The sequence below is a fragment of the Mycobacterium sp. E2699 genome (assembly GCF_001666745.1).
Classification (GTDB): domain Bacteria; phylum Actinomycetota; class Actinomycetes; order Mycobacteriales; family Mycobacteriaceae; genus Mycobacterium.
This window is the reverse complement of record NZ_LZJH01000090.1, coordinates 39,473-52,147: the sequence shown is the minus strand read 5'-3', so window position 1 is coordinate 52,147 and position 12,675 is coordinate 39,473. Positions and strand designations below refer to the sequence as shown.

Here is a 12,675-nt window from a genome sequence, read left to right as displayed (position 1 = left end):
ACACTACTGAGCCCGGCGGCCGGACTCACCTCAGGCGCGGCGCAGCGCGGCCGCAAACATCGCATCGGTGCCGTGCCGGTGCGGCCACAGCTGCGAGTAGGGCCCCGGCCCCAATCCCTCGGTGACGGGCTCGAAAAGCCGCCGGGTGTCCAGCGCCTCCACCGGCTGCCGGCGCAGCGCGTCGCCGACCACCCCGACGGTTTCCGCGAGGTGGGGCGAACAGGTCGCATAGAGCACCACGCCGCCGGGACGGGTCAGCGCGATCGCGGCCGCCAGCAGCTCGCGCTGCAACTTGGTCAGCGGCGGCACGTCGGCCGGCTGGCGCCGCCAGCGGGCCTCCGGCCGGCGCCGTAACGCCCCCAGCCCGGTGCAGGGCGCGTCGACGAGCACCCGGTCGAAGCCGGGCTCCAGGCCGGTCTCCCGACCGTCGACGCGCAGCACCTCGACGGGCAGGCCGCGGGTGTTCTCCGCGACCAGGTCGGCGCGGCGCGGGGCGGGCTCCACCGCCGTGACGCGAGCCCCGGAGTCCAGACCCAGCGCCGCCAGCAAAGCGGTCTTGCCGCCGGGGCCGGCGCACAGGTCCAACCACCGGCCGGTGTCGCCGTCGACCGGGGCCAGCGTCAGCGCCCGGGCCACCAGCTGGCTGCCCTCGTCCTGGACCAGCGCCGAGCCGTCGCGCACGGGCGCCAACCGCCCGGGATCCCCGCCCGGCAGGTACACCGCGTACGGCGAATAACGGCCGACGGTGCCACCGACCGCGTCGGCCAGTTCGGCGGCGGTCAGCACACCCGGGCGCGCCGCCAGGTGCACCTGGGGCCGTTCGTCGTCGCCGGCCAGAACCGCATCGAGTTCCCCCGCGGCCGCGCCGAGCGCGTCGGCGAAGGCCTGAGCGATCCAGCGCGGGTGCGCGTGCACGAACGCGGCGTGCCCGATGGGATCCCGCGCGGCGTCGGGCGCCAGCTCGTCGACCCAGGACTTCTCGTCTCGGCCCGCGATCGTCCGCAGCACACCGTTGACGAAACCGGCTCGGGCCGAGTCGAATTCGATTCCGGCCTGTTCCACCGTGGTGGACACCGCGGCGTGGGTGCCCACCCGGGTGCGCAGCAACTGGTAGGCACCGAGGCGGAGCAGGTCGAGCAGCACCGGGTCGATGGCCGCCGGCGGGCGCCCCGCGGCCGCGCCGATGATCGCGTCGAGCAGCCCGCGGGTGCGGCAGGTGCCGTAGGTCAGCTCGGTGGCGAAAGCGGCGTCGCGGCCGCCGATTCCGCGCTGACGCAGCAGCGCGGGCAGGGCCAGGTTCGCGTACGCGTCGCGCTCGCTGACGGCGCGCAACACCTCGAACGCGGCCGCGCGCGCCGGGTCCAGCGGCTTGCGCCGCCGCTGAGGTTTGCCGCTCATGAGGCCCGCGCGGCGGCGTCGAGCCGCGCGCCGCGGGCCCAGTCGGCGGCGTTCATGAGCTTCTTGCCGGGCGGCTGGATCTGCCCCAGCCGCACCGGTTCCGAGCCGGTGCCGACCCACACGCCGTTGCGGTCGACGTGAATCACGCCGGGCCCCAAAGGTTCTGGCGACCCTGGCTCGATCCGCACGGGCCCGAGCTTGACGCGCAGGTCACCGATCAGCGTCCAGGCGCCCGGGTTGGGGGTGACGGCCCGGATGCGGCGCTCCACCACGGGCGCCGGCAGGTCCCAGCGCACTCTGGCCTCCTCCACGGAGATCTTGGGCGCGATGCTGATCCCGTCGGCCGGCTGCGGCCGTGGCGTCAGGGTGCCGTCGGCGATGCCGTCCAGCGTGGCGGACAGCAGCTCACCCCCCGAAATCGCCAGCCGCTCAAGCAGATCCCCCGCGGTATCGGTGGGCCGGATCGCCTCGGTGACCACCCCGTACACCGGTCCGGAGTCCAGACTCGGCTCGATCCGGAAGGTGGTCGCGCCGGTGATCGCGTCGCCCGCGGCGATCGCGGCCTGCACCGGCGCGGCGCCGCGCCAGGCCGGCAGCAGCGAGAAGTGCAGGTTTATCCAGCCGTGCGGGGGCACGGCGAGCAGCTCGTCGCGCAGCAGCGCGCCATAGGCCACCACCGGGCAGCAGTCCGGCGCGAAGTCCGCCAGCTCGGCCACGAATTCCGGCGAGTTGGGCCGCGCCGGCCGCAGCACCGGGATGCCGCGGTCGAGCGCCTCACGCGCCACCGGGGACGGCTCCGGCCTGCCGCGCCGGCCCGAGGCGGCGTCGGGGCGGGTGAGCACCGCGACCACATCGTGCCGCGGCGAATCGATGAGGCGACGCAGCGCGGGCAACGCGGGTTCGGGAGTGCCGGCGAAGACGAGACGCACCGGCACAGTCTAGGGAGCGGGCCGCTCGTGATCGGACCGACGCACGGACCTGGGCGAGCAAGCACCGGATCTCCGCAGGACACGCCCAGCTTTCATACAGTTGCGCCAGCTTACTATTGCCAATAGCTATTGTTTCTGACGGAAATGGTCGCGGGTCCCTCAACCCGTGACGCCCACGACGACGAGGTCGGGCAGCCAGTCCGTTCCTATCGCAGGAGGTCTCATGACTCTCGACGCCCTCGACAGCACCGTTCCCGACGACGTCGCGGCGACGCATCGCGCGATGTGGGCGCTGGGCGACTACGCCCTGATGGCCGAGGAGGTGATGGCCCCGCTGGGGCCGGTACTGGTGGCCGCAACCGGCATCGGCCCTGGCGTGCGGGTGCTCGATGTCGCCGCAGGGTCCGGCAACATCTCACTGCCCGCGGCCAGGACCGGCGCCGACGTCGTCTCCACCGACCTCACCCCCGAGTTGCTGCAGCGGTCGCAGGCGCGGGCCGCGGCGCAGGGGTTGGTGCTGGACTATCGGGAAGCCAACGCGCACGCGCTGCCGTTCGGCGACGGTGAGTTCGACGCCGTCGTCTCGGCGATCGGCGTGCAGTTCGCGCCCGACCACCGGCGCGCGGCCGACGAGCTGATCCGGGTTTGCCGGCCGGGCGGAACGATCGGCGTGATCAGTTGGACCCCGGAGGGATTCTTCGGCCGGATGCTGGCCACCCTGCGGCCGTACCGCCCGAGCCTGTCACCGGCGGTGGCCCCGGCGGCGATGTGGGGGCGCGAGGGTTACGTCGCCGGGCTGCTGGGCGACCGGGTCGGCCGCGTCACGACGGTGCGGGGCAACCTGCCGGTGAACCGGTTCGACAGCGCCGAGGCCGTGCACCGCTACTTCAAGGATCACTACGGCCCCACCATCGAGGCGTACGCGAACATCGGCCACAACCGCATCCTGTCCACCGAGCTCGACGCGCAACTCGTCGAGCTGGCACACCAGTACCTGGCCGACGGCGCCATGCATTGGGAGTACCTGCTGGTCACCGCTGAAAAGCGGTGAGTCGGGCGGCTACACGTCGAGGTCCGCGTCCACGTGGACGTCGGGCTCGCCGCCGGCGGCGGTGAACGCGGTCAGGGCCCGCACCAGCCCATGACGTTCCGGCGCCGGCATCTTCTCCACGATCGCGGCGATCTCGGCGCGCCGGTACGCCGTGACCCGCCGGACGATCTCGCGTCCGCGCTTGGTCGGCGCGGCCAGCAGTTCGCGGCGGGAGGTCGGGTGCGGGAGGCGGTCGATCAGTCCGGCGGCGACGAGCCGGTCGACCATCCGGCCGGTGGCCGAGGGTTGCACGCCGAGCAGGCCGGCCAGCGTGGCCAGGTTGACGGGGCCGCGGTTGGACAGGATCACCAGGGTCCGGAACTGCGGAATGGTGATGGATTCGTCGACCTGCCCGATCGAGCGGGCCGAGATCGCCACCAGCAAACGCGAGGCCGTCAGCAACGCATCGGTGATCACGTCCAGTGACTCGTCAGCCGTGGTCGCGTTGTCCGCCGCCATCGCGCCTTCCCTTCGGGCCATCAGAGCTGGAGAGTAGAAAGTGTAACAGCCTTCTAGTATCGAGATCCGGGATAGTTTCCTAGACATACTATCGCCGCAGGGAACGGTTTGCCCGGCCGGCCGCTAACCGATGTGCAGCGGGTCGATCTGCACCCGCACCGGCTCGTGGTTCTGCCGGGCGCTGAGCACCCCGACGCCGCGGCGCAGCGACGCGGCCAGCGCCAGGCCGTGCTCGCGGGGCACGCGCACCAGCATCCTGATCGCCGGCACGTCCGCGGGCGTCCCCGGGGGCCGGCGCACGCCCGGCGGCAGGTCGACGGGACCCAGCACATCGGCCCCGTCGGGCAACCGCGCCTCCTCCAGGAGCGCCGCCACCGCTTCGGCCCCGCCGTCGATGGCCGCCATGTGCACGCTGGGCGGCAGGCCGACCTCGGCGCGCGCCGTCAGATCGGCATCCGCATGCCCCACCGGGTCCCAACGGATCAGCGATTGCACTGTGGGAATTGTTGATTCGGCGACCACCAGCACGACGCCGCCGTCGCCGCGCGCACGCACCAGCGCCGCGGCGCTCATCCAGCGCCAGAGCGCGTCCTCGGCGGCGCGCAGGTCTTGGCGGCCCAGCAGCGCCCAGGTGTCCAGCAGCAGCGCCGCGCCGTACCCGGCCTCCGCGCGGGGTTCGGCGCCCGGCGTCGCGACCACCAGCGCCGGGCGGGCGGCCACCTCCGAGACGACGGCGTCGCCCGCCGAGGTGACGACCGGCGTGCCGGCGAAGGCGCGGCCGAGCTCTTCGGCGGTGCGCCTGGCCCCCACGACGATCGCGCGCACCGCTTCGGATCCGCAACGCGCGCAACGTAACTGGGGTTCGGCTCGTCCGCACCAGCGGCACACCGCACCCGGTCCACGCTCCTGCAGCGCCAGCGGGCCCGTGCAGTACCGGCACCGCGCGATGGTGCGGCAGCGCCCGCACGCCAGCGACGGGACGTACCCGCGCCGGGGCACCTGCACCAGCACCGGCGCACCCGCCTCCAGCGACGAGCGGGCGGCGCGCAGCGCGATGGACGGAATCCGCGCGGTGCGCGCGGCCGGGTCGCGCTCCTCGGCGTAGCCGCGGTCGTCGAGGGCGACGACCCGCGGGGTGCGGGCGCGCACCACCGGCCGCACCGCGACGATGTCATGCGCCCATCCGCTGCGCACCAGCGCCTGGGCCTCGGCCGTCCGAGCGAACCCGCCGATCAGCGCCGCGCACCGCGCCTGGTGCGCGCGCAGCATCCCCACCTCGCGGGCGTGCGGGTACGGCGCCCTCGGTTCGGCGAGGCTGTCATCGGCGTCGGCCCACACCATGACGAGGCCCAGGTCGGACAGCGGCGCGAAAACCGCGCTGCGGGTGCCGATCACCAGCCGCGCGGTGCCGCGCAGCGCCGCGAGCCAACGCCGATAGCGCGCGGCCGGGCCCAGTCCCGCCGACAGCGCCACCACGCACTCCGGGTCGATGTGGACGGTCGCGGCGCGCCACAGCGTGTCCAGGTCCCGTTGGTCGGGCACGATCGCCAGCGCCGCCCGCCCCGCCCGGACGGTTTGCGCGGCCGCCTCGGCGAAGCGGTCCGCCCACGGCTCGCCCGGCAGCGCCTGCCAGACGGCCCGGGCGGCGCGCGACTCGGCCAGCGCGGCCAGGAACTGCCCGCCGCGGCCGTAGGCCTCCCAGCGCGACGGGTCGACGGGCGCGACCACCGGCAGCGCGAGGACGCCCGCCGGTTCCCGCTCCACCCGGGCGTGCCGGGGCGGCACCGCCAGCCGCAACACGTCGGGCCTGGTCCCGGCGTAGCGCGCCGCCACCGCGTCGACCAGTCGGCGAATCTCCGGCGTGAGGACCGGTTCGGCCGACACGACGCGGTCCAGCCAGCCCAGCTTGCCGCTGTGATCGGTGTCGTTGCGGCGTTCCAGCACGAACGCGTCGACCAGCCGGCCGTGGAACCGCACCCGCACCCGCACCCCGGGCTGCGCGTCGTCGGACTGCTCGGCGGGCACCAGGTAGTCGAACTCGCGGTCCAGGTGCGGCACCGAGAGCATGGGCAGCACCCGCGCGATCGGTTCGACCTCGGGAGTTACCTTGCTGGCCAAGGGAACCGACAACTAGCCTTCGTCAGGCCCGGGCTCGTAATCGTCGTAGTCGCCCTCGTACTCGTAGTCGGGCTCCTCGCGGCCGAAGAAGAATCCCGCCGTGATCAGGACCTGGGCGGCGGCGTAGAGCCACCAGATCGGCACCGCAAGCGCGTCGTTGTACAGGACGAACCGGCCGATCGCGATCATGGCGTCCGACGCCGCGAAACACACCGCACCCACCGCGGTCCAGATCGTCGGCAAATCGGCCAGCAGGGCCGCGCACACCATCGCGGTCAGCACGATCATGTAGAGCGCCACCGGAACGGTCAGCTTGTCGCGGATCAGGTGGGGCCACAACCACAGCAACAACGACACCGAGACGAGGCACATCAGGACGACCGCGGCCAGGCGCGGCCGCGACGCGCGGGCCAGGGGAATCAGTGCGCCCAGGAAACACAAGTGCGCCAACAGGAATGCCGCCAGCCCCAAGCCGAATGACATCGTCCACCACGGGATGGCCAACAGCCAGTCGCCGACGGCCGACAACAGCAGCGCCGGCATCAGCCAGCGCCGCTCGCGGACGATGGGGTGCGCCACCGCGGCGACGGTCAGCAGCACCGCCATCGACGCCTTGAACGCCGGCTGCAGGACCCAGTGCCCCGTCAAACTCGTTCCCGGCGGCGAGCGCAACGCGAGCACGGTCAGGTAGACGCCGTACGCGAGGCCCGCCCACCCGGCCACCACCCAGCCGCCGGACACCAGGCGAGGTGCGTACGGTACTTCCATGCCCAGCTTGGACACGGCGGAGGAAAACCCTGGTATCGACCCCATCTTGCAGAAGGTACTGGATGCGGTTCCCTTCCGGCTATCAACGGACGATGGTGTCGACGCGGCGCGGCAACGGTTCCGGAACCTGCCCCGCCGCCCACTGCACCCCGAGCTGCGGGTCGAGGACCGGACCATCCCGGGGCCGGGCGGCCCCCTCGGCACCCGGATCTATTGGCCCTCAGCCGATCCGGGGCCGGCCGCGCCCGTGGTGCTGTTCTTCCACGGCGGCGGCTTCGTCGTGGGCGACCTCGACACCCACGACGGCACGGCCCGCCAGCACGCGGTCGCCGCAGAGGCGATCGTGGTGTCCGTCGACTACCGGCTGGCACCCGAGCACCCCTACCCCGCCGCCGTCGAAGACGCTTGGGCCGCAACGCTGTGGGTCACCGAGCACGGATCCGAGCTCGGTGCCGACACCACGCGGATCGCGGTCGCCGGCGATTCGGCCGGCGGGACGATCGCCGCGTCGACCGCCCAGCGGGCCCGCGATGGCGGCGGGCCGCCGATCGCGTTCCAGCTGTTGTGGTATCCCTCCACGCTCTGGGACCCGTCGCTGCCGTCGTTCACCGAGAACGCGACCGCGCCGATCCTGGACACCAGGGCCGTCGCCGCGTTCTCGCGTTGGTACGCAGGCGAAGTCGACCCGTCGGATCCGCCGCCGGGCATGGCGCCGGGGCGGGCGAAGGACCTGACCGGCCTGCCGTCGGCCTACATCGGCGTCGCCGGTCATGACCCGCTGCGCGACGACGGCATCCGGTACGGCGAGTTGCTGGCCGACGCGGGCGTCCCGGTCGAGGTGCACAACGCCGAGACCATGGTGCACGGCTACCTCGGCTACGCCGGCGTCGTGCCGGCGGCCACATCCGCCATGGAGCGCGGGCTCGCGGCGTTGCGGAATGCGCTGCACAGATGAACGCCAGGCGTATTTTGTACTAATGATTGAGCCGACCCTCGCTCGACCGACCATCGATCCGACGCTGAAGACGCTGCTCGACGCCTTCACGGTCACCTTCAACGCCGCCGACGGTGTCGAGGTCGCGCGCTCGAGGCTGCGCCAGCTCAAGGTGCCCCCCGAACTGCTTCCGGATATGCGCACCGAAGAGCGGACGATCGGTTACGGCGAGTTGACCGACATTCCCGTGCGGATCTACCGGCCCGCCAGCGATCGCGAGGCGCTGCCCATCGTCGTCTTCTACCACGGCGGCGGATTCTGCCTCGGCGACCTGGAGACCCACGACCCCGTCGCCCGCGCGCACGCCGTCGGCGCCGAGGCCATCGTCGTGTCCGTCGACTACCGGCTGGCCCCCGAACACCCATTCCCCGCGGGGGTGAACGACTGCTGGGCCGCGCTGCAGTGGGTCGCCGAGAACGCCGCCGAGCTGGGCGGCGACCCGGACCGCATCGCGGTGGCGGGTGACTCGGCCGGCGGCAACCTCGCCGCCGTCATGGCGCACCTGGCCCGCGATAACTGCGGACCGACGCTGAAGTTCCAGTTGCTGTGGTACCCAACGGTCACCGCCGATCTGTCGCTGCCGTCGCACACCGAGAACGCGTATGCGCCCATCCTGGATCGCGACGTGATCGACGCCTTCCTGTCCTGGTACCTGCCGAACCTGGACATCACCGACCCGAAGGCCCTGCCGACCACGCTGGCCCCGGCCAACGCCGACGACCTGTCCGGCTTGCCGCCCGCCTTCATCGGGATCGCCGAACACGACCCGCTGCGCGACGACGGGTCCGTCTACGCCGAGCTGCTCAACGCCGCGGGCGTGCCCGCCGAACTGAGTAACGAGCCGAACATGGTGCACGGCTACGCCAGCTTCGCCCTGGTGATTCCGGCCGCCGCCGAGGCCACCAACCGCGGGCTGGCCGCGTTGCGGAAGGCGCTGCACGGCTGAAGATTCAGCGTCGCGAATATGCGCTGGGCGCAACGCCGTACCAGCGCCTGAACGCGTGCGAGAACGTCGAGACCTCCGTGTAGCCCAGGCGGGTGGACACCTCCTCCACCGTCAGGCCGACGTTGCGGAGCAGGTCGACGGCCACCGTCGAACGCGCCTCGTTCAACAGCGCACGGAACGACGTGTCCTCCTCGGCGAGCCGGCGGCGCAGCGTCCGCGGGTGGATGTCGAGCTCCGCCGCGACGTCGGACAGCGTGGGGAACACGCCCGAATCCCGAAACAGCTTGCTGCGCACCAGCGCGGTGATGCCCTGGCGGCGCTCGCTGTTCTGCATCAGCACGTCACACTGCGCCATGCACAGCTCCATCGTGTGGCGGTCGGCCTGCGGCAGGGGCTCGTCGAACATGGCCCGCGGGAAGTGCAACCGGTTGTGCGCCCGCCCGAACGCGACATCGTGCACGGGTACCAGCGCCAGCACCGGCCGCAGCAGCGCCTCGTTGACCGCCAGCTCGGCCGACACCTCCTGCGCGTACTTCTCGGCCACGGGCAGCGTGAATGTCACCGTGGTGGAGATGATTCCGGCGATGTCGCGTTCGATGAAGAAGCCCCGCACATCCTCCGGCAGGTGCGCCGCGCCGATCTCGATCACGCAGTCGTCGGCGGTTTCGAACAGCTTGAGGTCGATGTGCAGCATGGTCAGGGCGAAGTAGCGCATCGCCATGGAGAACAGCTCGCGCAGTGTGCCGCATGACATCACGGCGAACCCGAACAGCCCCATGTGGGTCAGCGTGAACCGGCTGCCGACGTCGACGCCGAGGCCGGCCTCGTCGGGGAGCCGGGCCAGCAACCGGCGCACGGCCCGGATTTCGTCGAGCGCGCTCACCACTGCGTCGGGATCGGTGAGCTGGGCCGGGTCGATCGCGGTGCCCGCGAGAACGTCGCGGGTCGGCACCCCCCGATCGTTGGCGACCTCGCACAGCACCCGCGTCGCGTAGACCGGGTGGCTCACCTCGATCGGGAGCCGCTGCCGCATGGCCTGTCCTAAAGTCCCAACTCGCTGTCCGATTCTCTCATTATGGACCGGGCGCCTCGCCCCTACAGTTGACGCATGGCGACCCTCACCGTGGAGCGGCTACCCGGAACACCCGCCAAGCGCCTCAGCGCGTGGACCATGACGCGCGAGGCCCTCACCGTCGGCTTCGACGTCGGCGACGGGTTCCTGGGCCGGGCCCGGGGCAGCGACATTGTCCGGTTCCGCTGCGGTGGAAGACGTTTCGTGTCGATCAGCCATCCCGATTACGTGGACCACGTGCTGCACTCGGCGCGGCTGCGCTACGTCAAGTCCGATGAGTACGAGCCGATCCGGGCCACCGCGGGGGTCAATCTCCTCACCGACGAGGGCGACTCCTGGGCCACCCACCGCGGTCTGCTGAACCCCACGTTCGCGCGGCGGCACCTCAACGAGATCGTCGGCCTGATGATCGATCCGATCACCGACATCGCCGACGGCCTGGCCGCGGGACGACGATTCGACATGCACGAGACGATGGTCGAGGCGACCCTGCGCGTGGTCGCCAATTCCCTGTTCAGCCAGGACTTCGGGCCGCTGGTGCACAGCATGAACGACCTGGCGACGCGCGGGATGCGGCACGCGGAGAAGCTGGAGCGGCTCGCGCTCTGGGGCCTGATGCCGCGCCCGGTCTACGACGCCCTGAACCGGTGCGTGTTCTCGGGAGTCCGCATGCCGCCGCCGCTGCGCGACATGCAGGAAATCGTGCTGACGCTCGACGCGGCGGTCAACGCCATCATCGACCACCGCCTGGCGCACCCCACCGAATCCGCCGACTTCCTCAACGTGTTGCTGCGCGCGGACGGCGGCCGGTGGCCACGCCGCCGGGTCCGCGACGAAGCCCTCACCTTCATGCTCGCGGGCCACGAGACCACCGCCAACGCCATGTCGTGGTTCTGGTACCTGATGGCCGGCAACGCCGCGGCCCGCGAGCGGATGCTCGCCGAGGTCGACGACGTGCTGGGCGGCCGCCGGCCCACCGCCGACGACCTGGGCCGGCTGCCGTGGACGTCGGCGTGCCTGCAGGAGTCGCAGCGCTACTTCTCCGCGGTGTGGGTGATCGCGCGCAGGGCGGTGGCCGACGACGTCATCGGCAACCACCACATCCGACCCGGCACCACCGTCGTGATCCCGATCCACCACATCCACCATGACGCGCGCTGGTGGCGCGACCCGGAAGCCTTCGACCCCAATCGGTTTCTCGTCCCCGACCGGGCGCGGCCGCGGTCGGCGTACCTGCCGTTCGGCGGCGGCCGGCGGATCTGCATCGGGCAGAGCTTCGCGTTGATGGAGATGGTGCTGATCACGGCGATCATGAGCCAACGGCACGTCTTCGACCTCGCCCCAGGCCACCCGGTCGAACCGGAGGCAACGCTGACGTTGCGGCCCAGGCACGGGCTGCACATGATCGGAACGAGCCGCCCATGAGACCCGACTACCACACCCTCATCGTCGGCGCGGGATTCTCCGGCATCGGCGCCGCGATCAAGCTCGACCAGGCCGGGCTGTCCAACTACCTGGTGCTCGAGGCCGGCGACGGCGTCGGCGGGACGTGGCACTGGAACACGTATCCCGGTATCGCCGTGGACATTCCGTCGTTCTCCTACCAGTACTCCTTCGAACAGAGCCCGCGCTGGTCGCGAACCTACGCGCCCGGCCGCGAGCTCAAGGCCTACGCCGAGCATTGCGTCGACAAATACGGCATCCGGTCGCGGATCCGCTTCAACACCAAGGTGCTGTCCGCCGAGTTCGACGACGAGCACGCGTTGTGGCGCGTGCAGACCGACCCCGGCGGGGTGATGACCGCCCGGTTCCTGGTCAGCGCGTGCGGCGTGCTGACCGTGCCGAACCTGCCCGACATCGACGGCGTGGACTCCTTCGCCGGCATCACCATGCACACCGCGCGGTGGGACCACGGCCAGGACCTGACCGGCAAGCGCGTCGCGATCATCGGCACCGGCGCCTCGGCCGTGCAGGTGATCCCCGAGATCGCGCCGATCGTCTCCCAGCTCACGGTGTTTCAGCGCACCCCGATCTGGTGCTTCCCCAAGTTCGACGTGCCACTGCCGGCGCCGATCCGCTGGGCGATGCGGATACCCGGCGGCAAGGTCGTGCAGCGGCTGCTCAGCCAGGCCTTCGTCGAGCTGAGCTTCACCATCGCTGCCCAGTACTTCACGGTCTTCCCGCTGGCCGAGCGGATGAGGTCGGCCGGGCTCGCCTATTTGCGAAAGCAGGTCACCGACCCGACGGTGCGTGAGCAACTCACCCCCCGCTACGCCGTGGGCTGCAAGCGGCCCGGCTTCCACAACGACTACCTGGCCACCTTCAACCGCGACAACGTCCGGCTGGTCACCGAGCCGATCGACAAGGTCACGCCCGACGCGGTCGCCACCACCGACGGCGAGGCGCACGAGGTCGACGTGTTGATCCTGGCCACCGGCTTCAAGGTGATGGACACCGACAACGTCCCCACGTTCGCGGTCACCGGCGCCGGCGGGGTGTCCCTGAGCCGGTTTTGGGACGAGCACCGGCTGCAGGCCTACGAGGGGGTTTCAGTTCCCGGCTTTCCCAACATGTTCACCGTCTTCGGGCCGTACGGGTACGTCGGCTCTTCGTATTTCGCGTTGATCGAGACCCAGACGCACCACATCGTGCGGTGCCTCAAACGGGCCCGGCGCGTCGCCGCGACGCGCGTCGAGGTGACCAAGGAGGCCAACGAGCGGTACTTCGCCGAGATGATGCGCAAGCGGCACCGGCAGATCTTCTGGCAGGACAGCTGCAAGCTGGCCAACAGCTACTACTTCGACAAGAACGGCGACGTGCCGCTACGCCCGGCGACCACGCTGGAGACCTACTGGCGCAGCCGGCGGTTCGACCTCGACGACTACCGGTTCACCGCCTAGC

11 protein-coding genes are annotated in these 12,675 nt (G+C 71.5%); 5 read left to right on the top strand and 6 right to left on the bottom strand.

Annotation, left to right across the window (positions count from 1 at the left end; all coding sequences use genetic code 11):
- Positions 1-30 precede the first annotated feature (30 nt).
- On the bottom strand, positions 31-1,398 hold the full coding sequence (locus A5696_RS16010) for an RsmB/NOP family class I SAM-dependent RNA methyltransferase (protein WP_067880765.1): 1,368 nt from the start codon (positions 1,396-1,398) through the stop codon (positions 31-33).
- Positions 1,395-2,327, bottom strand: a complete 933-nt coding sequence (gene fmt / locus A5696_RS16005) for a methionyl-tRNA formyltransferase (RefSeq protein ID WP_067881056.1) — start codon at positions 2,325-2,327, stop codon at positions 1,395-1,397. The genes A5696_RS16010 and fmt overlap by 4 nt, the downstream gene beginning before the upstream one ends.
- A 223-nt stretch (positions 2,328-2,550) precedes the next feature.
- Between fmt and A5696_RS16000 the strand changes: the two genes are divergently transcribed.
- The gene (locus A5696_RS16000; protein ID WP_067880762.1) at positions 2,551-3,378 is read left to right on the top strand and encodes a class I SAM-dependent methyltransferase; all 828 of its coding nucleotides are present in this window, start codon (positions 2,551-2,553) and stop codon (positions 3,376-3,378) included.
- A gap of 9 nt (positions 3,379-3,387) precedes the next feature.
- Here A5696_RS16000 and A5696_RS15995 read toward each other — a convergent pair whose 3' ends face one another.
- From A5696_RS15995 to A5696_RS15985, 3 genes are all read right to left on the bottom strand, one after another.
- Entirely contained in the window at positions 3,388-3,876 is a 489-nt protein-coding gene (locus A5696_RS15995) for a MarR family transcriptional regulator (RefSeq protein ID WP_067880759.1), read from the bottom strand.
- Positions 3,877-3,999: 123 nt separating this feature from the next.
- Positions 4,000-5,943, bottom strand: coding sequence for a primosomal protein N' (locus A5696_RS15990; RefSeq protein ID WP_067881054.1), 1,944 nt, complete (start codon positions 5,941-5,943; stop codon positions 4,000-4,002).
- 63 nt (positions 5,944-6,006) lie between these two features.
- Positions 6,007-6,762 (bottom strand): lysoplasmalogenase, encoded by a 756-nt coding sequence (locus A5696_RS15985; RefSeq protein WP_067880756.1) that lies wholly within the window; start codon positions 6,760-6,762, stop codon positions 6,007-6,009.
- On the opposite strand from A5696_RS15985, the gene A5696_RS15980 reads away from it, so the two are divergent.
- The gene (locus A5696_RS15980; RefSeq protein WP_067880753.1) at positions 6,761-7,717 is read left to right on the top strand and encodes an alpha/beta hydrolase; all 957 of its coding nucleotides are present in this window, start codon (positions 6,761-6,763) and stop codon (positions 7,715-7,717) included. The two genes, A5696_RS15985 and A5696_RS15980, sit on opposite strands and share 2 nt — an antisense overlap.
- A gap of 22 nt (positions 7,718-7,739) precedes the next feature.
- The gene (locus A5696_RS15975) at positions 7,740-8,702 is read left to right on the top strand and encodes an alpha/beta hydrolase (RefSeq protein WP_067880750.1); all 963 of its coding nucleotides are present in this window, start codon (positions 7,740-7,742) and stop codon (positions 8,700-8,702) included.
- A gap of 4 nt (positions 8,703-8,706) precedes the next feature.
- Here A5696_RS15975 and A5696_RS15970 read toward each other — a convergent pair whose 3' ends face one another.
- Positions 8,707-9,735 carry an AraC family transcriptional regulator gene (locus A5696_RS15970; protein WP_067880747.1) on the bottom strand — a complete coding sequence of 343 codons (1,029 nt, stop codon included), beginning with the start codon at positions 9,733-9,735 and terminating at the stop codon, positions 8,707-8,709.
- A gap of 75 nt (positions 9,736-9,810) precedes the next feature.
- On the opposite strand from A5696_RS15970, the gene A5696_RS15965 reads away from it, so the two are divergent.
- Both A5696_RS15965 and A5696_RS15960 read left to right on the top strand, forming a co-directional pair.
- Positions 9,811-11,199: a cytochrome P450 gene (locus A5696_RS15965; protein ID WP_067880744.1), complete on the top strand. Its 1,389-nt coding sequence runs from the start codon at positions 9,811-9,813 to the stop codon at positions 11,197-11,199.
- Positions 11,196-12,674, top strand: a complete 1,479-nt coding sequence (locus A5696_RS15960; RefSeq protein WP_067880741.1) for an NAD(P)/FAD-dependent oxidoreductase — start codon at positions 11,196-11,198, stop codon at positions 12,672-12,674. The genes A5696_RS15965 and A5696_RS15960 overlap by 4 nt, the downstream gene beginning before the upstream one ends.
- Position 12,675 lies beyond the last annotated feature (1 nt).

Bases quoted from the DNA above. Each gene is read 5' to 3' on its own strand.
- A5696_RS16010 (WP_067880765.1), bottom strand. From the start codon at position 1,398: ATGAGCGGCAAACCTCAGCGGCGGCGCAAGCCGCTGGACCCGGCGCGC.
- A5696_RS16000 (WP_067880762.1), top strand. From the start codon at position 2,551: ATGACTCTCGACGCCCTCGACAGCACCGTTCCCGACGACGTCGCGGCG.
- A5696_RS15995 (WP_067880759.1), bottom strand. From the start codon at position 3,876: ATGGCGGCGGACAACGCGACCACGGCTGACGAGTCACTGGACGTGATC.
- A5696_RS15990 (WP_067881054.1), bottom strand. From the start codon at position 5,943: ATGCTCTCGGTGCCGCACCTGGACCGCGAGTTCGACTACCTGGTGCCC.
- A5696_RS15980 (WP_067880753.1), top strand. From the start codon at position 6,761: ATGCCCAGCTTGGACACGGCGGAGGAAAACCCTGGTATCGACCCCATC.
- A5696_RS15985 (WP_067880756.1), bottom strand. From the start codon at position 6,762: ATGGAAGTACCGTACGCACCTCGCCTGGTGTCCGGCGGCTGGGTGGTG.
- A5696_RS15975 (WP_067880750.1), top strand. From the start codon at position 7,740: ATGATTGAGCCGACCCTCGCTCGACCGACCATCGATCCGACGCTGAAG.
- A5696_RS15970 (WP_067880747.1), bottom strand. From the start codon at position 9,735: ATGCGGCAGCGGCTCCCGATCGAGGTGAGCCACCCGGTCTACGCGACG.
- A5696_RS15965 (WP_067880744.1), top strand. From the start codon at position 9,811: ATGGCGACCCTCACCGTGGAGCGGCTACCCGGAACACCCGCCAAGCGC.
- A5696_RS15960 (WP_067880741.1), top strand. From the start codon at position 11,196: ATGAGACCCGACTACCACACCCTCATCGTCGGCGCGGGATTCTCCGGC.